Origin of the sequence: Burkholderia sp. AU30198 (assembly GCF_020419825.1) — a bacterium.
Lineage (GTDB): Bacteria > Pseudomonadota > Gammaproteobacteria > Burkholderiales > Burkholderiaceae > Burkholderia.
Genome location: NZ_JAIZSA010000015.1, coordinates 193,142 through 213,714, shown reverse-complemented (window position 1 = coordinate 213,714; position 20,573 = coordinate 193,142). Strand labels below are relative to the sequence as shown.

17 protein-coding genes and 1 pseudogene are annotated in these 20,573 nt (G+C 67.6%); 13 read left to right on the top strand and 5 right to left on the bottom strand.

From position 1 onward, the window contains the following. Positions 1–79: 79 nt before the first annotated feature. On the top strand, positions 80–1,270 hold the full coding sequence (locus tag LGN19_RS28870) for an MFS transporter (protein ID WP_226218502.1): 1,191 nt from the start codon (positions 80–82) through the stop codon (positions 1,268–1,270). A 133-nt stretch (positions 1,271–1,403) separates the two neighbouring features. Further along, on the top strand, positions 1,404–2,324 hold the full coding sequence (locus tag LGN19_RS28865) for a LysR family transcriptional regulator (protein WP_039353976.1): 921 nt from the start codon (positions 1,404–1,406) through the stop codon (positions 2,322–2,324). Between the two features lie 15 nt (positions 2,325–2,339). Here LGN19_RS28865 and LGN19_RS28860 read toward each other — a convergent pair whose 3' ends face one another. Beyond that, positions 2,340–3,170: a helix-turn-helix transcriptional regulator gene (locus LGN19_RS28860; protein WP_226218501.1), complete on the bottom strand. Its 831-nt coding sequence runs from the start codon at positions 3,168–3,170 to the stop codon at positions 2,340–2,342. 238 nt (positions 3,171–3,408) lie between these two features. Between LGN19_RS28860 and LGN19_RS28855 the strand changes: the two genes are divergently transcribed. The 4 genes from LGN19_RS28855 to LGN19_RS28840 all read left to right on the top strand — a co-directional run bounded on the left by LGN19_RS28855 (position 3,409) and on the right by LGN19_RS28840 (position 9,338). Beyond that, on the top strand, positions 3,409–5,139 hold the full coding sequence (locus LGN19_RS28855) for an amidohydrolase (RefSeq protein ID WP_226218499.1): 1,731 nt from the start codon (positions 3,409–3,411) through the stop codon (positions 5,137–5,139). Between the two features lie 216 nt (positions 5,140–5,355). After that, on the top strand, positions 5,356–6,471 hold the full coding sequence (locus tag LGN19_RS28850; RefSeq protein WP_226218498.1) for a polyamine ABC transporter substrate-binding protein: 1,116 nt from the start codon (positions 5,356–5,358) through the stop codon (positions 6,469–6,471). Positions 6,472–6,560: 89 nt separating this feature from the next. Then, positions 6,561–8,147, top strand: coding sequence for a DUF3138 family protein (locus tag LGN19_RS28845; protein WP_226218496.1), 1,587 nt, complete (start codon positions 6,561–6,563; stop codon positions 8,145–8,147). 114 nt (positions 8,148–8,261) lie between these two features. After that, positions 8,262–9,338, top strand: a complete 1,077-nt coding sequence (locus LGN19_RS28840; RefSeq protein WP_226218494.1) for a C45 family autoproteolytic acyltransferase/hydolase — start codon at positions 8,262–8,264, stop codon at positions 9,336–9,338. Between the two features lie 70 nt (positions 9,339–9,408). Here the strand turns inward: LGN19_RS28840 and LGN19_RS28835 are convergent, their stop codons facing one another. Both LGN19_RS28835 and LGN19_RS28830 read right to left on the bottom strand, forming a co-directional pair. Continuing rightward, on the bottom strand, positions 9,409–10,794 hold the full coding sequence (locus tag LGN19_RS28835) for an MFS transporter (protein ID WP_226218493.1): 1,386 nt from the start codon (positions 10,792–10,794) through the stop codon (positions 9,409–9,411). Positions 10,795–10,976: 182 nt separating this feature from the next. Then, positions 10,977–11,312, bottom strand: a pseudogene (locus LGN19_RS28830) (hypothetical protein); the annotation flags it as partial. A 133-nt stretch (positions 11,313–11,445) separates the two neighbouring features. On the opposite strand from LGN19_RS28830, the gene LGN19_RS28825 reads away from it, so the two are divergent. After that, positions 11,446–11,994, top strand: a complete 549-nt coding sequence (locus tag LGN19_RS28825) for a YbhB/YbcL family Raf kinase inhibitor-like protein (protein WP_226218489.1) — start codon at positions 11,446–11,448, stop codon at positions 11,992–11,994. Here LGN19_RS28825 and LGN19_RS28820 read toward each other — a convergent pair. Together LGN19_RS28820 and LGN19_RS28815 are read right to left on the bottom strand one after the other, a co-directional pair. Continuing rightward, positions 11,991–12,359, bottom strand: a complete 369-nt coding sequence (locus tag LGN19_RS28820; RefSeq protein WP_122948700.1) for a hypothetical protein — start codon at positions 12,357–12,359, stop codon at positions 11,991–11,993. The genes LGN19_RS28825 and LGN19_RS28820 overlap by 4 nt on opposite strands. A gap of 30 nt (positions 12,360–12,389) precedes the next feature. Then, entirely contained in the window at positions 12,390–12,782 is a 393-nt protein-coding gene (locus LGN19_RS28815; protein WP_122948701.1) for a winged helix-turn-helix transcriptional regulator, read from the bottom strand. Positions 12,783–12,918: 136 nt separating this feature from the next. Between LGN19_RS28815 and gstA the strand changes: the two genes are divergently transcribed. From gstA to LGN19_RS28785, 6 genes are all read left to right on the top strand, one after another. Continuing rightward, the gene (gene gstA, locus LGN19_RS28810; RefSeq protein WP_226218487.1) at positions 12,919–13,551 is read left to right on the top strand and encodes a glutathione transferase GstA; all 633 of its coding nucleotides are present in this window, start codon (positions 12,919–12,921) and stop codon (positions 13,549–13,551) included. 87 nt (positions 13,552–13,638) lie between these two features. After that, entirely contained in the window at positions 13,639–14,028 is a 390-nt protein-coding gene (locus LGN19_RS28805; protein WP_226218486.1) for a hypothetical protein, read from the top strand. Between the two features lie 92 nt (positions 14,029–14,120). Further along, positions 14,121–15,413 (top strand): TolC family protein, encoded by a 1,293-nt coding sequence (locus tag LGN19_RS28800; protein ID WP_226218484.1) that lies wholly within the window; start codon positions 14,121–14,123, stop codon positions 15,411–15,413. 11 nt (positions 15,414–15,424) lie between these two features. After that, a complete protein-coding gene (locus tag LGN19_RS28795; RefSeq protein ID WP_226218482.1) occupies positions 15,425–16,966 on the top strand; it encodes an efflux RND transporter periplasmic adaptor subunit in 1,542 nt (513 codons plus the stop codon). After that, positions 16,963–20,169: an efflux RND transporter permease subunit gene (locus LGN19_RS28790; protein WP_226218481.1), complete on the top strand. Its 3,207-nt coding sequence runs from the start codon at positions 16,963–16,965 to the stop codon at positions 20,167–20,169. Before LGN19_RS28795 ends, LGN19_RS28790 begins: the two co-directional genes overlap by 4 nt. Further along, positions 20,166–20,537 (top strand): copper-binding protein, encoded by a 372-nt coding sequence (locus tag LGN19_RS28785; RefSeq protein ID WP_226218479.1) that lies wholly within the window; start codon positions 20,166–20,168, stop codon positions 20,535–20,537. Before LGN19_RS28790 ends, LGN19_RS28785 begins: the two co-directional genes overlap by 4 nt. The last annotated feature ends 36 nt before the right edge of the window (positions 20,538–20,573 follow it).

Below are 20,573 nucleotides of genomic sequence, written 5' to 3'. Positions count from 1 at the left end.
CCGGGCCGCCGCCGTAGCGACACCAAAAACGATCCCCAGAGGAGACGGTCCGCACCGCGGACACGGAGAGAGACACCAGATGAATGTAGTCAACCTGCAGGATGAAGCGCGACAGGAAAGCGCGCTATTCGTCGTCGTGATGCTGCTGCTCGGCATGCTCGGGCCGACGGTCTTCCTCGGCCTGCCCGCGATCGTCGGGCAGGTCGAGCGTCATTGGGGCTTCGGCGAAGCGGCGCTCGGGCTGTCGAGTTTCATCGAGGTGCTCGGCGAATCGACGGGCACGCTGCTCGTCGCGTTCGTGCTCGGCCGCCAGCCGGTCCGCTGGGTGCTCGCGGGCGCGGTGACGCTCGCGGCCGGCGCGAACCTCGGCACGCTCGCGACGCACGGGCTGGTTGCGTATTCGGCGTTGCAGTTCATCGCGGGCGTCGGCTCGGGCGGGCTGAACGGCATCGCGCTGCGCTACCTGTCGTATTCGCGCGCGCCGGAACGCAATCTCGGGATCATGCTGATGGGGCAGGTGACGTGGAGCATGGTGTTGCTCGCCTACATCTTCCCGATGCTGAGCGACACATGGGGCGCGCACGGGGTGTTCGGCTTCGTCGCGTGCGTGCTCGGCATGTTCGTGCTCGCGACGCCGCTGTTTCGCCGCGGCGAGACGATGGCTGCACCGACGCCGGCCGGCGTCGCCGGTCGCATCGACCGCAAGGGCGCGATGCTCGTGCTGTGCGCGCAGCTCGCGCTGTACGGCGGCGTCGGCGTCGTGTGGACCTTCCTCGAGAAGATCGGTACGGCTGCGGGCCTGAGCGGCAAGTCGGTGTCGCTCGTGCTCGGTGCGGCGAACATCGCGAGCCTCGTGATCTGCGCGGCGATGCCGAAACTCGGCGCGGGCGCGGGCCTGCGCCGCTGGGCGCTCGTGAACCTCGGCGGCTGCGCGGTCGCGGCCGTGCTGCTCGCGCTGCCGGCATCGGCCGCGACGTTCACGCTCGGTGCGATCGTGTTCATCGGCTGCTGGACCGGCGGCGCGCTGCTGATCTACGCGACGATTCCGCAGTACGACCTGGTCGGAAAATCGGCCGCGCTGTCGCCGGGCTGCGTCGCGCTCGGCTACGGCGTCGGCTCGGTCGCGGGCGGTTCGCTGATCGAGAGCGCGGGCACGCAGTCGGCGCTGATCGCGGCGATCGTGCTGTGCGCGGTGGCGTTCCTCTGCTACCGGCGGCTGCGGCCGGCCGTGTTCGGCATGGAACGCGCGCTCGCGGTGGCATCTGAATGACGGTGGCGACGCGTGCGGCTGCCGATGGCGGCGCGCGTCCGGTTCGGTTCATCGGCGAAGGCGGCCGGCGTGGCGTGCGATGCGCGACGTGCTGGCCGGCCGGGTAACGCGCACACGCGCAGCGGCTTGAAGCATGTTCTCGAATACTTCCGATCTCGATCTCCGGCTCATCCGGGTCTTTCTGGCCGTCGTCGACGCACGCGGCATCACGGCTGCCGAGGCGTCGCTCGGCGTGCGGCAGTCGACGATCAGCACGCAGCTGTCGGCGCTCGAAGCGCGCGTCGGCTTCAAGCTGTGCGATCGCGGGCGCGGCGGCTTTCGCCTGACGTCGAAGGGCGAACGCTTCGCGGCCACCGCCCGCACGCTCGTCGCGGCGACCTCCGAATTCGTCGCGCGGGTGCGCGACATCGACCGCAAGCTGGTCGGCACGCTGTCGATCGGCCTGATCGGCCAGGCGCCGCTCGTCGAGAACGCGCGCGTGGCCGATGCGATCGGCGCGTTCCGCAAGCGCGACCAGGCCGTCACGTTCGCGATGAAGGTCGCATCGCCGCAGGAGCTCGAGGAAAGCCTCGTCAACAACCAGCTCGATCTCGCGATCGGTTATTTCTGGCATCGCGTGCCGGGGCTGCTCTATACGCCGCTCTTTACCGAGCAGCAGGTGATCTACTGCGGGCGCGGGCATCCGCTGTTCCATGCGTCGCGGCCCGTGACGGCGGACGACCTGCAGCTTCACGACTGGGTCTGGCGCACCTATCCGGTGCCGGAGGAGCAGTATCCGCTGCCCGAGCGGCGCGTGACCGCGAGCGCGGACAGCATCGAGGCCGCGACGATCCTGATCCTGTCGGGCGGCCATCTCGGCTACCTGCCCGCGCACTACGCGGAGCCGTTCGAGCAGCGCGGGCTCGTGAAGGCCGTCGGCCGCACGACGTTCAGCTTCGACGTGCCGCTGCATCTCGCGATGAAGCGCAGCGCGAGCGACAAGCCGATCGTCGACGCGTTCTGCGAGGACCTGCTGCGCGCGTTCAACATCAAGGCGGCCGCGCTGGCCGCATAAGCCCGCGCCGCGCGTTCAGCAGTCGACCAGCACCCAGTCGAACAGCTCGCGGCGCGTGCGCACGCCGAGCTTTGCGAACGCGCGCTTCACATACGACTCGGCCGTCGACAGCTTCACGTCGAGCTGCTGCGCGGCCTCGGGCACCGAGCGCCCGCACAGCATCAGCCGGCAGATCTCGTGCTCGCGGCGCGACAACTGCACGTCCTGCCGTTCCAAGCGCGCGTCGAAGCTCGCCTGCGACGTGGCATTCACCGTCCCCGACGCCACGCGCCGCGCCGCGCAGCTACGCGCATGCAGCTCGAACATCGGGAACAGCAGGTCCACCATCTGCCTGAAGTGGAACAGCTCGTCCATCGTGAACGCGGGCCGCCCGACGGTGCGCGCAAGCCCGAGTGCGTATTGCAGGTGCGCGCTGCCGTGCACGAGCATGCATTCCTGCGCGATGCCCGGCTCATCGAAGATCCGGCGGCGGAACTCGCCTTGCGCGATCCCTTCCACGTGACGCTGCACCAGCAGCGTGCCGGCCTTGCCGCGCAGCGGCGCGACCAGCGGATCGACCTGACAGTAGTCCTGGTAGTAGACATCCATCACGCGCAACGTATCGGCCGCGAAGCGCAGGCTGCCGCTGCCGAGCCATTCGACGACGAAACCCGACGTGCTGCCCGTATCGGCGCGCCAGCGTTCGAGGTGCACGGCGTCGGCGTCGATGCTGTCGTTGACGAACTCCGTGACCGCGCCGACGAAATCCGGCGTGCCGACTGCGCGCAGCGTCGCGCCGAGCGTGTCGGGGCGCACGCCGATCAGGTAGTGGCCGCGGGCGGCCGGGTCGGGCTGGAGAAGTCGCATGGTCGGGCGTGGGCGGTCAGGGGACAGTGCGACGTTACGCGAACGCCGCATGCGCGTCAGCCGGGAAATCACCGGATTCGCGCTGCGCATTTCACACGTTGTCCCCAAAACGACGACAAGAACGGGCGCGCTGTGGCCGGAATGCGCCCGAGCCCCCGCAGCGGGGGGGCATACCCGCACGAATCGTCTGCCTATAGTGAAAGCACTTCGAAAACCTGATCAACAGAAAGGACAGGCCATGCAGATGCAACCGACGCCCGCCGCCAAGGATTCGACGCCGGCGGATTTCGTTCTCACCAACGCGAAGGTCTACACCGTCGACCCGCACAAGCCCTGGGCGCAGGCCGTCGCCGTGCGCGACGGCCGGATCGTCCACGTCGGCGATACGGCGGCCGTGCAGGCGTACGTCGGTGCGGACACGAAGGTCGTCGACGCGGCCGGCCGGCTCGTGCTGCCGGGCTTCGTCGAATCGCACTGGCACTTCGAGACGACCGCGTTCGCGTTCCAGGCGTTCGTGAACTACGAGGATCCGCAGAAGGTGCTCGGTGCGCTGCGCGATTACGTCGAATCGCATCCGGACGAGCCGGCGATCACCGGGATGGGCTGGGTGCAGGCGACGATTCCGCCGGCGCTGCTGCGCAAGGAGACGCTCGACGCGATCTGCGCGGATCGCCCGGTGTGCCTGCTGTCGACCGATTTCCATTCGATGTGGGTGAACTCGAAGGCGCTGGAGATCGCCGGCATCGATGCATCGACGCCGCCCGTGCAGGAGGGCGCGAGCTGGTTCGAGAAGGATGCGGTGACGGGCGAGCCGACCGGCCTGATCGTCGACGGCGCCGCGTATTCGTTGCTGATGCAGCGGATCAGCGCGGCCGGCCTGCTGCCGACCGGCATCGACCTGTACCTGAAGTCGATCCCGCCGTGGCAGAAGAAACTGTGCGCGGCCGGCGTGACGACCGTGTTCGACGCGGGCTTCTTCGATCCGAGCGGCGACCAGTCGCTCCTGTACGAGACGCTGCAGACGATGGAGCGCGCGGGCGACCTGAAGCTGCGCGTGGTGGGCAGCGTCGCGGTGATCGGCGAGATCGACGATCCGGTCGGCACGCTCGTCAAATACCGCGAGCAGTACGATTCGCCGCTCGTGAAGGCGCGTGCGCTGAAGCTGTTCCTCGACGGCACCGAGGCGAACCACACCGCCTACCTGCTCGAGCCGTACGCGGATCGCCCCGATACCTGCGGCGCGCCGACGATGCCGGCCGACACGTTCAACCGCTACCTGGTCGAAGCCGATCGCGTGAGCGCGAACGTGATGGTCCACTGCGTCGGCGACGCGGCCGTGCGGATGGCGCTTGACGGCTTCGACGCGGTCAACCGCACGAACCCGCCGCGCGACCGCCGCCACGTGATCACGCACGCGTTCCTCACGCATCCGGACGACATCCCGCGCTTCCGCCGCGCGGGCGTGATGGCGAACACGCAGCTGCAGTGGGGCGTGGTCGACGCGTACACCGAGCAGTTGCGCGATCACTACGGCCACGCGCGCTGGAGCAACATGTACAAGTTCCGCACGTTCCTCGACGAAGGCGTGACGGTGTCGATCGGCATGGACGGCCTCGCGTGCCAGTGCCGCTGCCAGCACAAGCCGCTCGAACACATCGAGTCGGGCCATACGCGCCAGCTCGCGGGCGAGCCCGATGCACCGGTATTTCCGGATATCGCCGAGCGCCTGAGCATTCCGCAGCTGATCGCCGCGTACACGATCCACGGCGCGTACCAGCTCGGGATGGAGCACGAGGTCGGCTCGCTCACGCCCGGCAAGCGCGCGGACCTGGTCGTGCTGGAAAACGACCTGTTCGAAGTCGGCCAGTACGACATCGGCCGCATCGACGTCGCGCTGACGATGATGGACGGCCGCATCACGCACGTGGGCGAGGACTTCGGCGTGCGCATGGACGTGCAGGCATCCTGAGCGATCCTGGGCTGACCTGACGAAGCGATGACGAATGCTTTCAAATCGCTTCCGTGTTGTGCCGATCGGGGCCTCCGTCCGGAACCGGATGCCCCGATTGTGCAGCGTGTCCCCCTATTGGCAGGGCAGACCGGCCAATTTCCTCTGGCTACATTTTTCCGGACCGAAGCACACACCGTTCATCGCGAGCGGATCATGATATCGACGGAGGAAACCATGGCAGGGGATTGGAACAAGCATCTGAGAACGGCATGCGCGGCGCTCGCGCTGGGCGGCGTCCTGTGGGCCGGCGTGCCGGTCGCGCACGCGGCGGATGTCGTCAACGTGTACAACTGGGGCAACTCGATCGGCAAGGCGACGATCGCGAACTTCGAGAAGGCGACCGGCATCAAGGTGGTCTACCAGGAGTTCGATTCGAACGAGACGCTGCAGGCGAAGCTGCTGTCGGGCACGTCGGGCTACGACGTCGTCGTGCCGTCCGACATCTTCTGGGCGCGGCAGCTGCAGGCCGGCATCTACCGCAAGATCGACAAGAGCCAGGTGCCGAACTACGGGCTGCTCGATCCGGAAATCATGAAGGTGCTCGCGAAGGACGATCCGGGCAACCAGTTCGGCCTTCCGTGGACATGGGGCACCGACGGGCTCGGGATGAACGTCGAGAAGGTGAAGGCTGCGCTCGGCAACGACGCGCCGCTCGACAGCTGGGCGCTGCTGTTCGATCCGAAGTATGCGCAGAAGCTGAAGCACTGCGGCATTTCGGTGCTCGATTCGCCGGTCGATGCGTTCGGGATGGCGTTCGTCTACCTGAAGAAGGACCCGAACACGACGAACCCGGCCGACTACCAGGCCGCATACGAGCTGCTGAAGACGGTACGGCCGTACATCACGCAGTTCAATTCGAGCAGCTACATCAACGATCTCGCGGGCGGCGACATCTGCCTCGCGCTCGGCTGGTCGGGCGACGTGAACTCCGCGCGGATCGCGGCCGCTTCCGCGAAGAAGCCGTATCACATCAAGTACGTGATCCCCACCGAGGGCAGCGCGATGTGGTTCGACATGATGGCGGTGCCGAAGGATGCGCCGCATCCGGACGCCGCGCTGAAGTTCGTCAACTTCGTGCTGTCGGAGAAGGAGAGCGCGAACCTGACCAACGACACGTCGTACCCGTCGGCCGTGCCGTCGTCGAAGCGTCTCGTGCGCGCCGAAGTGACGAGCGATCCGGCCGTGTTCCCGCCCGCCGACGTGATCCGCAAGCTGAGCCTCAGCAAGCCGGTTCCGCCTGAGCTGATGCGTCTGCAGAACCGTCTCTGGACGAAGCTGAAGACCGAGTAAGCCGGCCCCTCTTTCCCGCCTACCTTTCGCGCGCCCCGCCGCTCATCGCGGCGGGCGGGGGCGCGCTCGTCCCGACGACCACCCACCCCATGAAAATCAAACACATGACGGCGCTGTGCCTGCTTGCGTTCGAAGCAGCCTCGGCATTCGCGCACACGCCGCAGGCGACCGATGCGAGCAAGATGAAGGCGCTGCAGGCGCAGGTCACCGCGCTGCAGCAGCAGGTGAACGAGCTGCGCTCGAGCATGCTGGCGGCGAAGCCTGCCGGCGCGGCAACGACTGCGACTGCCAATGCCGCCTCGGGCGGCGCGAAGATCGGTTCGATCAACACGGCAGCGGCCGCCACGCCGGCCGCCGATTCGACACCTGCATTCACGAACGACGACCTGCAGCAGATGCGCGAGCAGATCGCGAACGCGTCGCTGAAGGTCGACTCGCTGCAGGAAGCGGCGACCACCGGCCCGCTCGCGGGCCTGAGCATCACCGGCTATGTCGATCCCGTGTACCTGTTCAACCGCGCGCAGCGCACGTCCGGCTTCCAGTTCCTGAACCACGACCCGGGCGCGTACGACTACTACAACAGCACGATCGGCGACCTCTATCTCGACATCAAGAAGACCTTCGGCGTCGGCCCGATGGCGCCAGCGGCGGAGATCGTGATCCAGCCGAACCGCGGCTTCGGCAACGTGTTCAGCAATTCGCACGGCGGCATCGGCAACAACATCGTCACGCAGGCGGTGGTCACGGTGCCGCTCAGCACGACGCGCACCTTCGAGATCGGGATGATGCCGAGCCTAGCCGGCTACGAAGTGCAGCCGTCGAACCAGATGCTGACGCTCACGCACGGGCTGCTGTACGACTTCAGCGAGCCGGGCAACCTGATCGGCGTCGGGCTGAAGGGTTCCAACGCGGCGATGACGCGCTTCTGGCAGGTCGTGATCGGCAACGAGGTGCTGCGCACGGCCGGCGCGATCGCGAACGCGGCGAACAACACGACGAAGACCAACTGGACGCCGACGATCACCGCGCGCTTCGACAACGCGACGTCGACCGCCTTCGACTTCGGCATCTCCGGGATGCTCGGCCGGCAGTCGCTGTTCTCGCCGTGCGCGCAGGCGGGCGGCTACGGCTACCAGTGCAACGGTTCGTCGCCGACCGGCCTCTACAAGTACGTGGAAGCCGACGTGACCTATACGCACGACAAGACGCAGGTCAACGCGCAGGTCGACTACGGCGAGTTGCAGAAGGGCGCATGGAACGGCGGCACCGCGCGCTGGTACGGGATGTCGTTGCTCGGCCATACGAAGTGGACGACGTCGTGGGTCGGCCGCATGGGCGCGACGCTGCGCGTCGACTACCTGAACAACACGTCGAACGGCGGTGGCGGCACGAACATCCAGTACGGGCTCGCGGGCGGCAATCCGTCGGTGAACGGGTCGAGCGGCTTCGGCATCGATCCGGCGTGCTTCCGGGGCTCGTCGACGAACGGCACCGAGTGCAAGGGCGCGCAGCGCTACGCGATCACGGCCGACCTGCTGTTCTATCCGACGCAGCAGATCACCGTGAAGGTCGAATACCGCCACGACGCGGCGAACCATCCCGTGTTCCTGAAGAGCAACGGCACGTACGCGCGCAGTAACGACCTGGCCGGGATGCAGTTCATCTATTCGTTCTGATCATTCTGATCGTGCTCGCCGTTCCGGCCGGTGTGCGTGCCGGCCGATCGGCTGCGCGACGCATCACGTTCCGGGCCGCGCGGGCCCGGAACTTTCAACACAGGAGAGTTGACCTTGAAGCTGCACACCTTCGTGACCGACATCACCGATCCGCGCGAGCGCGGCCGCCTGATCGGCGAGCGCTTCGCGCCGGAGATCCGCGAGACGGTCGCGCTGTATCTCGCGTTCTTCCCGAAGCTCGGCATCGCGCCGCAGCGCGCGCGGGAGATTGGCGAAGCGAGCCTGGCCGCGCTCGGCGCGTGGTGCCCGCGTCTCGCCGCCGAAGTCGAGGCGATCGCCGATGGCGTCGACCTGCCGCGCTGGCAGCTCGCATGCCTGAACGCGCGCACCGAGATTCTCGCGACCGCGCCTGCGTCGACCGAAGGCGAGTGCTCGACGACGGTCTACGCGCCGGCCGGCCCGCACGCGCCGCGCACGCTGCAGACGTGGGACTGGCACGACAGCCTCGCGCCGCAGGGGCTGCTGATGCAGGTCGCGACGCCGCACGGCCGCACCGTCAAGCTGTTCTCCGAATTCGGGATGCTGGCGAAGCTCGGCGTGAACAGCGCGGGCCTCGGGCTGCACTTCAACATCCTGCATCACGCGAGCGACAACGACAGCGCCGGGGTACCGGTGCATGCGATCGCGCGTCGCCTGCTCGAAGATGCGACGACGGTGCAGGAAGCGATCGACATTGCCCGCACCGCGCGCGTGAGTGCATCGACGGTGCTGACCGTGTTCACACGACATGACGCGAATCCGCGCGCGGCGAGCATCGAGCTGAGCCCGTCAGGTGTCGGCGTGGTGGTACCGCGTCCGGACGGCTGGCTGCTGCATACGAATCACTTCCTCGATCGCGCGCTGAGCGGTGGCGAGTGCATGCCCGACAGCTCGACCACGCGTGAGCGCTTTGCGCACCTGAACGATGTCGTGAGCGGGATGACCAGCGCCGATGTGCGCGAGCGCGCGGCGGCGATGTGCGGGGCGGCCGGCGACCAGGCCGTCGTGTGTTTCCATCCGGACCTGTCGATGCCCGACACCGAGCGCTGGGAAACGCTGCTGAGCGTGGGCATCGATACCGATGCGTGCGCGCTCGACTACGTGGCCGGCAATCCGCACGATCTCGCGCGCGACGGGGCTCAGAGGTTCTGACGCGACGCGCGACGCGCGGGCCGCGGTAGCGGTAAAGCAGGGCGGCACGCGCGTGCCGCCCTCGCGACGCTTATGCGTCGATGCGCTCGACCTTTCCTACGAGCAGCCCGTACGACAGGCTGCCGGCGAGCGCCATTGCCGCGATGTAGGTGATCGCGCGCGAGAAGTCCGCGCCGTTCACCAGCAGCCCGATCACGATCGGCGTCGCGATCGCGGACAGGTTGCCGATCAGGTTGAACACGCCGCCGGTGAGGCCGAGCAGCCGCGCGGGCGCGAGCCCCGACACGAGCGACCACGTGATCGACGCGAAGCCGTTGCCGAAGAATGCGATCGTCATGAACGCGATCACCCAGCCGGTCGACGTGACGTAGTTCGCGCCGATGATGCAGGTCGAGATCAGCAGCCCCGAGATGATCGGCAGCTTGCGCGCGAAGCCCTGCGATGCGCCGCGGCGCATCAGCCAGTCCGACAGCACGCCCGAGCACAGCACGCCGACGAACGCGGCGAGGAACGGCAGCGACGCGAGGAAGCCCGACTTGATGAAATCCATGCCTCGATACTTGACGAGGTAGGTCGGGAACCACGTGAGGAAGAACCACAGCGTCGAGTTCAGCGCGAACTGGCCGAGATAGATGCCCCACAGCTTGCGCCGGCCGAGCACGACGCCGAGGTCGCGCCACGTCGACGGCGCGCGTTCGGTGCGCGCCGCGATGCGGTCTTCGAGATCGACGAGGCCGCCGCCGTCGCGGATCAGCGCGATCTCGGCCGCGTTGACGCCGCGAAACGCGCGCGGCTCGCGATACACCGCATACCAGATCGCGGCCCACGCGATGCCGGCGAGGCCGGTCGCGACGAACACCATGTGCCAGCCGAGATGCACCTGCAGCCATGCGAGCACCGGCGTGAGGAATGCGAGGCCGACGAACTGGCCCGACGTGTAGCCGCCGATCGCGCTTGCGCGTTCGCGGGTCGGGAACCACGTCGTCACCACGCGGTTGTTGATCGGGTAGGCCGGCGCCTCGAGCGCGCCGACCGCGAGACGCAGCACGATCAGCCCGACGAACGAGCCCGCGAAACCGAGCAGCAGCGTCGCGGCCGACCACAGCGCCAGCGCACCCGCATACAGCACGCGCGGCGACACCTTGTCGACGAGCCAGCCGCCCGGGATCTGCATCAGCGCGTAGGTCCAGCCGAACGCGGAGAACACGAGGCCCGCGCGCACCGGATCGATGTTCAGCTCCTTGAACAGCGCGGGCGCGGCGATCGACAGGTTGCTGCGGTCGAGATAGTTGATCACGACCGTGATGAACAGCAGCGCGAGGATCAGCAGCCGCTTGCGGCTCGGTGGCGTTGCCTGCGCCGCCGCTGCACGGGCGGCGGGATCGGATGCGATGCCGGCGCGCGCGGGCTGGTGTTCCTGCGGGTTGGCGTGGGTGCGCGACGCGGAATGGGCCACGGTTGTCTCCTGTGTTCTGTGCCCGGCCGTCGCCCGCGAGCGGGGCGGCCGAATCGAATGGCGTTGGGGCGAACGTTAGAGCCGTGGCGCGCGGCGCGTCAACATTTGAACAGGTATCCCTATTAATGGGACGTGATGCGCTCAATATGTGGGAAAGAGCGGCGACCGCTTCGCCGCGTGCATCAGTTGCCCGTCACTTCCTTCGCGCTGCCCCAGCCTTGCACCGCGCCCGCATGCGGATTGCGATACCGCACCTTCAGCCACTGGAAATTGACGCTCGCGTCGATCAGCTCCAACGTGTCGCCCGCGACGACGTAGCGGCGAGTGGGCGCGTCGGTCATCGCGTCGTGCAGCGGCAGGCGCGCCGGGTGCACCTTGAACGTGACGGTGCCGCCGACGTAGGCGTCGGGGCGGCGCGACACGCGTTTGCCTTGCGCGTCGTAGGTCAGCAGCATCGACGACGGGCCGGAATCGACATCGATCGCGACGCGCAGGTCGTCCGGTATCGCTTCGCCGGACGGGGCGTGAGCGGGACCGACGTGCCCGGACTTTGCCGGGTAGTCACGATACCGGTACCTTTGCTGGCCTTGTTCGGGATCGGCGCGGTTGCAAGAATGGCCGCTCCATTCCTGCTCGCTGGTGAGATTGACGATGAAGACATTCAAGCCCGGTTTCGCCCTGTGTGCCGCCATGATCGCTGTCGGGACGGCGAGGGCCGGTGATTTCTCGATCGAAAGCGCGGAGCTCGCTGGCGGCGCGTTCGATCACGCGCAGGTATCGAGCAGCTTTGGCTGCCACGGCCAGAACATTTCGCCATCCATAAGATGGACGGATGCGCCGGCGGGCACGCAAAGCTACCTGCTGACGATGTTCGATGCCGACGCACCGACGGGCTCAGGGTTCTGGCACTGGGTCGTTGCCGACATACCGGCGTCGGCCCGTGGCATCGCGCCCGGCTCGGGCAATGACGTTGCCCGGCTGCCGGCGGGTGCTGTCCCGATGAAGAACGACACCGGCCACGCCGGCTATCTCGGCCCGTGCCCGGCGCAAGGCGAGACACATCGCTACGTCATCACGCTGACCGCGCTCAAGGTGGCGAAGCTGCCGGTCGAGCGTGACGCGACGCCGGCGGTCGTCGGCTTCATCGCGCACGACCAGGCCATCGCGAAGGCGACGATGACCGTGCGATTGAGCCGTTAGCCGCGCGTGCTGTCGTCCTGAAAGCCGTTCTTGCCGACGAAGATCTCCTTCAGCGCAGCGCGCAGCGCGACCGGATCGTATTGACCGGGCGCGAGATGGATCACGTAGCGCGTCTGGCCGTCGAGACGCGCGGCGAGGGCGGGTTCGATCTCGACGTCGATCGTGTCGTCCGTCAGGCGCACCGACAGATCCTTGACGCGCACGTTGATCTGGTCGCGCACCATCACTTCGATCAGCGCGTCGTCCGGGAAGCGTGACAACGCGAAGCAATAGTCCTGCTCGGCGTCGTGACAGTAGATGTTGGCGAAGCTCTCGTCGTCGTCGAGATCGGACGTCGCCGCGCCGATGGTGGCGTGAAGTTCCATGAACGGGGTTCCTGCGTAGGGTGGTAGGGGTTATCGAGTTGAATGAAGGGCCGTTTCGATCGCGGCTGCCGCGCCGGGTGTCACGCCGGTATCGCACGACGCGTCGGCATCGCGCGCCTTCAGCCACAGCCCGAATTCGCGCATTACTTCGACGACGGGCCGCAGCCGGTCGCCGTCGGCGGTCAGATCGTACTCGACCCGCACCGGCACTTCCGGGTAGACGGTGCGCCGCACGAGCCCGGCGTCTTCGAGTGCGCGCAGGTCGAGCGTCAGCATGCGCTGCGAGATGCCGGGCATGTCGCGCCGCAGGTCGCTGAAGCGCCGCGGCCCGTCGAGCAGATACGACACCAGCAGCAGCCGCCAGCGGCCGCCGAGCAGGCGCATCGCTTCTTCAACGGAACATCCTGTCGCACTCGTTTTCATCGTGCCGAATCCTGGTCGGTAAATTTTTTGTGACTACGGCACAAACGACTGCCGTCTTCTCAGCCCTGCGCCGATGCGAGATATTAGCGCCCGCGTCGCGGCGAATCGATACATGGACAACACATCAAGGAAACGCATGAAGCTCTATCACGCTCCCGGAAGCTGTTCGCAGGCCATCTGCATCGTGCTGCGCGAAGGCGGCATCGACGCGGAGATCATCAAGGTCGACGCGCGCAAGCATGTCATTGAAGACGGGCGCAATTACTACGATGTGACCGAACTCGGCTACGTGCCGCTGCTCGAACTCGACGACGGCACGCTGCTGCGCGAAGGGCCGGTGATCGCGCAGTATCTCGCGGATTTGCGTCCGGATGCGGGGCTCGCGCCCGCCTACGGCACGCTCGCGCGCTATCGGCTGATGGAGTGGCTCAACTTCCTCGGCACCGAGATCCACAAGGGCTTCATCCCGCTGCTGTATGCGGTGCAGGCGGGGAAATACGTCGACCCGGCGAGAACGAAGCTCGACAGCCGTTTCGCCTGGATCGACCGTCAGCTTGAAGGCAACGCGTTCGTCACGGGCGACACGTTCACGGTCGCCGATGCGTACCTGTTCGCGCTGACGGGGTGGGGCAAGGCCGAATGGATGCGCTCGGTGTACCACGCGGATATCGACCTGACCCGGTATGCGCATCTGCGTGCGTGGTACGAGCGGGTGCGGGCGCGGCCGGCGGTGCGGGCAGTGCTGGAGGCGGAGGGGCTGGCGCGGTAGCAGGCGGCGGCGGTCGCGGAGTCGGCGCGTCTTTCCGCTTCATCGACGCGCCGCCACACAGCAAATCCCCGCGCTATAATCCCCGCCATGAAATTCCTCCGGACCATCATCCTGCTGCTGCTCTGCGCGGTGCTGCCCATCAGCGGGCTGGCAGCCAGCGGCCTGGCCGGGGAATGTCCGATGATGCAGCAGGGCATGTCGATGTCGATGTCGATGGACATGGACGCCGGCATGTCAGCCGACATGCCGGGCTGCGATTCGATGATGAAGTCGCCGGCCGGCAAGTCCCATGCGAAAGCGAAGGGCATGGCCTGCAAGCTGACGGCGCAATGCCAGTTCGGCAGTCTTTATCATCCGGCCGCTCGTGCCGAAGTCAGTCGTCCCGCTGCATTCGCCAGCACCGTCGCGTTCCACTACGCGCAACTCCTCCCGGTCCGCGACCCGAACGGGTTGTGGCGCCCTCCACGCATCAGCTGATCCCGATCCGATAGGTTCGCCGCATTCGCGGTGAGGTTCGTCCTGTATCAGGACGTGGAATCCCTATGGGGTTCCGCCGTTGGGGTTAAGCCATGTCATTCCATTCCAGCACGCCGCTCGCGCGGCGTGCGCGTCGGCGCGCGCCCATGCTTTGGGCGGCGCTGCTGGTTGCGGGCGCGGTTCACGCGCAGCCATCTCCTTTCACGCTGGACGCCGCGCTGCAGTCCGCCACCGATCATTCCGCTTCGATGCAGGCCGCGCAGGCGTCGGTGCGCGCCAGCTCGGAGGCGGCCGTGAAGGCCGGCCAGCTGCCCGACCCGATGCTCAAGGCCGGCATCGACAACCTGCCGGTCAACGGCGGCCAGCGCTTCACCGTCGGCCAGGACTTCATGACGATGCGCCGCATCGGCATCGAGCAGGAGTGGGTGTCCGGCGACAAGCGGCGCTTGCGGTCGGCGCTCGCCAACGAGCAGGTCGGGCGCGAGCGCGCCGGTTATCTCGCGCAGCTCGCGAGCGTGCGCCAGCAAACCGCGACGGCCTGGCTGAACGCCGTCTACGCGAAGCAGGCGCTCGCGCTGCAGCAGGCGTTGCTCGATCACATGAACCATGAACTCGACGCGACGAAGGCGTCGTATCGCGGCGCGAAGGCGAGCGCGGCCGATGTCGTCCAGGCGCGGGCCATGCTCGCGCAGACGCAGGATCAACTGCTGAAGGCGGAGCAGGTCTACCAGACTTCACTCATTGCGTTGTCGCGCTGGACCGCCGTGCCCGTCGACGACGTCACGGGCGCGCCGCCCGCGCCGGAGTCGTTCGTGTCGTCGCTGCCGCCGGACGAGTTGCGGCTGTCGCAACCGGCGCTGATCACCGCCGCCGACGATATCGCCGTCGCCGAAGCCGAAACGGCCGTCGCGAACAGCGAACGCAGCCCGAACTGGACGTGGGAAGTCGCGTACCAGCAGCGCGGCGGCGCGTATTCGAACATGGTGTCGGTTGGCGTCACGATCCCGCTGCCGATCAATCGCAAGAACCGCCAGAACCGCGACGTCGCCGAGAAGGCCGCGCTCGCGACGAAAGCACGCCTGATGTACGAGGACACGCTGCGCCAGGTGCAGGCCGATATCCGCACGCAGTCCGCGACGCTCGCGAGCGGTCGGGCGCGCATCGCGAATCTCGGCGACGCACTGCTGCCCGCCGCCGACCAGCGCGTGCAACTGGCGAACGCCGCGTACCGCGCCGGTACGGGCTCGCTCGCCGATACGTTCGCTGCGCGCCGCGCGCAACTGGATGCGCAACTGCAGGTGCTCGATCTCCGGCGCGAGGTCTCGCAGACCTGGGCGCAGCTCGAATACCAGGTCGTGCCGTCGACGCTGGCCGCCGCGCAATAAAGGAGAACGACATGACGAAGCAAACACTGGCCCGTGCGGCCTTGCTGGCGTTCGCCGGTGCTGCGCTGCTCGGCGCGGGCTATGTTGCGGGCGCACGCCACGCGGCGACGGCCGCGACGGCAATGGATACCACCGCAGCGGCATCCTCCTCGCCCGACAAAACCGACCCGAAGACCGGCCGCAAGGTGCTGTACTGGCACGACCCGATGGTGCCGAATCAGCACTTCGACAAACCGGGCAAGTCGCCGTTCATGGACATGCAGCTGCAGCCCGTCTATGCGGACGAAGGTGGTGGCGCATCCGGCGTCCGGATCGATCCGGGCCTGCAGCAGAACCTCGGCATCCGCTATGCGACCGCGCGCCGGCAGCAGACGGCGGCCGGATTCGACGCGGTGGGCACCACACAGTTCGACGAATCGCGCGCGGACGTCGTCCAGTCGCGCGTCACCGGCTACATCGACCGTCTCTATGCGCGCGCACCGATGCAGCGCATCGCGAAGGGTGCGCCGGTCGCGTCGCTGTTCGTGCCGGACTGGCTCGCGCCGCAGGAGGAATACCTCGCGCTGAAGCGCGGCGGGATGGACGGCAGCCTGCTCGACGCGTCGCGCGCGCGGATGCGGGCGCTGTCGATCCCTGACGGCATGATCGCGAGCCTCGACCGTACCGGCAAGGCCCAAACGCATGTCGTGCTGACCGCGCCGGAAACCGGCGTCGTCAGCGAGCTGAACGTGCGGGACGGCGCGATGGTCGCGCCCGGGCAGACGCTCGCGAAGATCGCGGGACTATCGACGCTGTGGCTCATCGTCGAGGTGCCGGAAGCGCTTGCGTTGAACGTGCAGCCGGGGATGCCGGTCGACGCGACGTTCGCGGGCGATCCGGCGCAGCATTTCACGGGGCGTATCCGCGAAGTGCTGCCCGGCATCAGCACGAGCAGCCGCACGCTGCAGGCGCGTGTGGAGATCGACAACGCCGCGCTGAAGCTCACGCCCGGCATGCTGATGCGCGTGCGGGTCGCTGCACGACAAACCGTGTCGCGCCTGCTCGTGCCGTCCGAAGCGGTGATCGCGACCGGCAAGCGCTCGATCGTGATCGTGAAGAACCGCGATGGCCGGCTTCAGCCCGTGACCGTGACGGTGGGCAACGACGTCGGCAGCGACACCGAAGTGCTCGGCGGACTGAACGAAGGCGATACGGTCGTCGCATCGGGGCAGTTCCTGATCGATTCCGAGGCGAGCCTGAAAAGCGTGCTGCCGCGGCTGGAAAGCGGCACCGCCGCAAGCGGGGCGGGGGCGATGCCCGCGTCGACACCGAAGGCGGCGGCACCAATCTACGAAACCACCGGCAAGGTCGAGCAGGTCACGGCCGACGACATCACGTTCTCGCATCAGCCCGTTCCGGCGCTCGGCTGGGGCGCGATGACGATGGCGTTCGGCAAGCCGTCGGCCACCGCGTTCCCGGATGTGAAGCCGGGCCAGACGGTGCGCTTCGCGTTCACGCAGAGCGACGACGGCTACCGGCTGACGAAGGTCGAACCGCAGGGAGGCGAACGATGATCGCGCGCATCATTCGCTGGTCGGTCCACAACCGCTTCCTCGTGCTGCTGGCCACCGTGCTGATTGCCGCATGGGGCGTTCATTCGCTGCAGCAGACGCCGCTCGATGCATTGCCCGACCTGTCGGATACGCAGGTGATCGTGAAGGCGTCGTATCCGGGCAAGGCGCCGCAGATCGTCGAGGATCAGGTGACTTATCCGTTGACGACCACGCTGCTCGGCGTGCCCGGCGCGAAAACCGTCCGCGCGTACTCGTCGTTCGGCGACGCGTTCGTCTACGTGCTGTTCGACGACCGCACCGATCCGTACTGGGCGCGCTCGCGCGTGCTCGAATACCTGAGCCAGGTGCAGAGCCGGCTGCCTGCCGGCGCGACGGTCTCGCTCGGGCCGGATGCGACCGGTGTCGGCTGGGTGTACGAGTACGCGCTCGTCGATCGCACCGGCCGTCACGATCTCGGGCAACTGCGCGCGCTCAACGACTGGTTCCTGAAGTTCGAGCTGAAGGCCGTGCCGGACGTGTCGGAAGTCGCGAGCATCGGCGGCATGGTGCAGCAGTACCAGGTCGTGCTCGATCCGGACAAGCTGCGCGCGTACGGCATCACGCAGGCGGAAGTCGCGAACGCGCTCGGCAATGCGAACCAGGCGTCCGGCGGCTCGGTCGTCGAGCTGGCCGAGTCGGAGTACATGGTGCGCTCGACCGGCTACCTGCGCACGCTCGACGATTTCCGGCACGTGGTGCTGCGCACGAACGACACCGGTACGCCGGTGCTGCTCGGCGACGTCGCGCGCATCCAGGTCGGCCCCGCGATGCGGCGCGGGATCGCGGAGCTGAACGGGCAGGGCGAGGTGACGGGCGGCGTCGTCGTGATGCGTTCGGGCAAGAACGCGCTGACCACGATCGAGGGCGTGAAGGCGAAGCTCGCCGACCTCAAGCGTTCGCTGCCGCCCGGCGTCGAGATCGTCACGACCTACGATCGCTCGCAGCTGATCGAGCGCGCGGTGGGCAACCTGAAGGACAAGCTGATCGAGGAGTTCGTGATCGTCGGGCTCGTCTGCGCGGTGTTCCTGTTCCACCTGCGCAGCGCGTTCGTCGCGATCCTGTCGCTGCCGCTCGGCGTGCTGGCCGCGTTCATCGTGATGCGCTACCAGGGCGTGAATGCGAACCTGATGTCGCTCGGCGGGATCGCGATCGCGATCGGCGCGATGATCGACGCGGCGATCGTGATGATCGAGAACGCGCACAAGCATCTCGAAGCGTACGACCACGCGCATCCCGGCGAACCGATCACGCCGGCCAGACGATGGGAGCTCGTCGCGACGTCGGCCGCGGAAGTCGGGCCCGCGCTGTTTTTCTCGCTGCTGATCATCACGCTGTCGTTCATCCCGGTGTTTTCGCTGGAGGGGCAGGAGGGCAAGCTGTTCGCGCCGCTGGCATTCACGAAGACCTACACGATCGCCGCCGCCGCCGGGTTGTCGGTGACGCTGGTGCCGGTGCTGATGGGCTATCTCGTGCGCGGCCGCATTCCGCACGAGCACGCGAACCCGATCAACCGCGTGCTGATCCGCGCGTACCGTCCGCTGCTCGAAGCGACGCTCAGGCGCCCGTGGCTTGCGATCGGCGTCGCGGTCGTCGCGCTGGTGCTGACGGCCGTGCCGGTGTCGCGGCTCGGCGGCGAATTCATGCCGCCGCTCGACGAAGGCGACCTGCTGTACATGCCGACCGCGCTGCCGGGCATCTCGGCCGACAAGGCGAGCGAGCTGCTGCAGCAGACCGACCGACTGATCAAGACGGTGCCCGAGGTCGACACGGTGTTCGGCAAATCGGGCCGCGCCGATACCGCGACCGATCCCGCACCGCTCGAGATGTTCGAGACGACGATCCGGTTCAAGCCGCGCAGCGCATGGCGGCCCGGCATGACGCCGGAGAAGCTCGTCGACGAACTCGACCGCACGGTGAAGGTGCCGGGCCTGTCGAACGTGTGGGTGCCGCCGATCCGCAACCGGCTCGACATGCTGTCCACCGGCATCAAGACGCCGGTCGGCGTGAAGATCTCCGGGCCGGACCTCGCCGGGATCGACGCGATCGCGAAGCAGGTCGAGGCCGCGGTGAAGCCTGTGCCGGGCGTCACGTCCGCGCTCGCGGAACGGCTGAACGGCGGCCGCTACATCGACGTCGACATCGACCGGCTCGCGGCCGCGCGCTACGGGCTGTCGGTGGCCGACATCCAGTCGGTCGTGTCGTCGGCGGTCGGCGGCGACGACGTCGGCGAAGTGATCGCGGGGCGCGAGCGCTTCCCGATCAACATCCGCTACCCGCGCGAGGTGCGCGATTCGGTCGAGAACCTGCGGCAATTGCCGGTCGTTACCGCGCGCGGCGCGCAGATCCGCCTGGGAGACGTCGCGCGCATCGCAATCGCCGACGGGCCGCCGATGATCCGCAGCGAGAACGCGCGACTGTCCGGCTACGTGTACGTCGACATCCGCGGCACCGATCTGCAGAGCGCCGTGCGCGCGATGCAGCAGGCCGTTGCGCAACAGGTCGCGTTGCCGCCCGGCTATTCGATCGCGTGGTCGGGGCAGTTCGAGTATCTCGAGCGCGCGGCGGCCAAGCTGCGCACCGTCGTGCCGGTGACGCTCGTGGTGATCTTCGTGCTGCTGTTCCTCACGTTCGGCTCGGCGGCCGATGCGCTGCTGCTGATGTCGACGGTGCCGTTCGCGCTGGTCGGCGGCTTCTGGCTCGTGTGGGCGCTTGGCCATGCGGTGTCCGTCGCGACGTCGGTGGGCTTCATCGCGCTCGCGGGCGTGGCCGCCGAATTCGGGGTCGTGATGCTGCTGTACCTGAAGGGTGCGCTGCAGCGCCGGCTCGATGCCGGCGAACCGCTGACCGATGCGCTGTTGCTCGACGCGATCCGCGAAGGCGCGGTGCTGCGCGTGCGGCCCAAGGCGATGACGGTGGCCGTCGTGCTCGCCGGCCTCGTGCCGATCATGGTCGGGCACGGCGCCGGGTCAGAAGTCATGCAGCGCATCGCCGCGCCGATGGTCGGCGGCATGGTCACGGCGCCGCTGCTGTCGATGTTCGTCATTCCCGCCGCATGGCTCCTGCTTCAGCGCCGTCGTGCGCGAAGCATGGGCCACGCGCGGCATGCCAATGCAGTTCCTCACGGCACGCACGTGCCATCCATCCCAACCGGAGAATCCCGATGAAGAAGTTGATTACCGTCACCGTTGCTGCTGCCGCCGTTCTTGCTGTCGGCACGGTCGCCACCCCCGCCTTTGCCGCGGGCGACATGGCCGGCATGGACATGTCCGGCATGAAGATGTCGTCGGGCGGCGCGGGCGAGTCGAATGCCGCGCTGACCGACGCCGAAGTGAAGAAGGTCGATGCCGCGAGCGGCAAGATCACGCTGAAGCACGGTGCGCTCGAGAACGTCGGCATGCCGCCGATGACGATGGCGTTCAAGGCGAAGGACGCGATGATGCTCGAGCACGCGCATGCGGGCGACAAGGTCAAGGTGCGGATCGAGAAGGTCGACGGCACGCTGACGATCGTCAAGCTGATGAAGGCGTCCTGATCCGAGGATGCGCCGGTGCATCGCCTGCCCGTGAAC

Bases quoted from the DNA above. Each gene is read 5' to 3' on its own strand.
- LGN19_RS28870 (WP_226218502.1), top strand. From the start codon at position 80: ATGAATGTAGTCAACCTGCAGGATGAAGCGCGACAGGAAAGCGCGCTA.
- LGN19_RS28865 (WP_039353976.1), top strand. From the start codon at position 1,404: ATGTTCTCGAATACTTCCGATCTCGATCTCCGGCTCATCCGGGTCTTT.
- LGN19_RS28860 (WP_226218501.1), bottom strand. From the start codon at position 3,170: ATGCGACTTCTCCAGCCCGACCCGGCCGCCCGCGGCCACTACCTGATC.
- LGN19_RS28855 (WP_226218499.1), top strand. From the start codon at position 3,409: ATGCAGATGCAACCGACGCCCGCCGCCAAGGATTCGACGCCGGCGGAT.
- LGN19_RS28850 (WP_226218498.1), top strand. From the start codon at position 5,356: ATGGCAGGGGATTGGAACAAGCATCTGAGAACGGCATGCGCGGCGCTC.
- LGN19_RS28845 (WP_226218496.1), top strand. From the start codon at position 6,561: ATGAAAATCAAACACATGACGGCGCTGTGCCTGCTTGCGTTCGAAGCA.
- LGN19_RS28825 (WP_226218489.1), top strand. From the start codon at position 11,446: ATGAAGACATTCAAGCCCGGTTTCGCCCTGTGTGCCGCCATGATCGCT.
- LGN19_RS28820 (WP_122948700.1), bottom strand. From the start codon at position 12,359: ATGGAACTTCACGCCACCATCGGCGCGGCGACGTCCGATCTCGACGAC.
- LGN19_RS28815 (WP_122948701.1), bottom strand. From the start codon at position 12,782: ATGAAAACGAGTGCGACAGGATGTTCCGTTGAAGAAGCGATGCGCCTG.
- gstA (WP_226218487.1), top strand. From the start codon at position 12,919: ATGAAGCTCTATCACGCTCCCGGAAGCTGTTCGCAGGCCATCTGCATC.
- LGN19_RS28805 (WP_226218486.1), top strand. From the start codon at position 13,639: ATGAAATTCCTCCGGACCATCATCCTGCTGCTGCTCTGCGCGGTGCTG.
- LGN19_RS28800 (WP_226218484.1), top strand. From the start codon at position 14,121: ATGTCATTCCATTCCAGCACGCCGCTCGCGCGGCGTGCGCGTCGGCGC.
- LGN19_RS28795 (WP_226218482.1), top strand. From the start codon at position 15,425: ATGACGAAGCAAACACTGGCCCGTGCGGCCTTGCTGGCGTTCGCCGGT.
- LGN19_RS28790 (WP_226218481.1), top strand. From the start codon at position 16,963: ATGATCGCGCGCATCATTCGCTGGTCGGTCCACAACCGCTTCCTCGTG.
- LGN19_RS28785 (WP_226218479.1), top strand. From the start codon at position 20,166: ATGAAGAAGTTGATTACCGTCACCGTTGCTGCTGCCGCCGTTCTTGCT.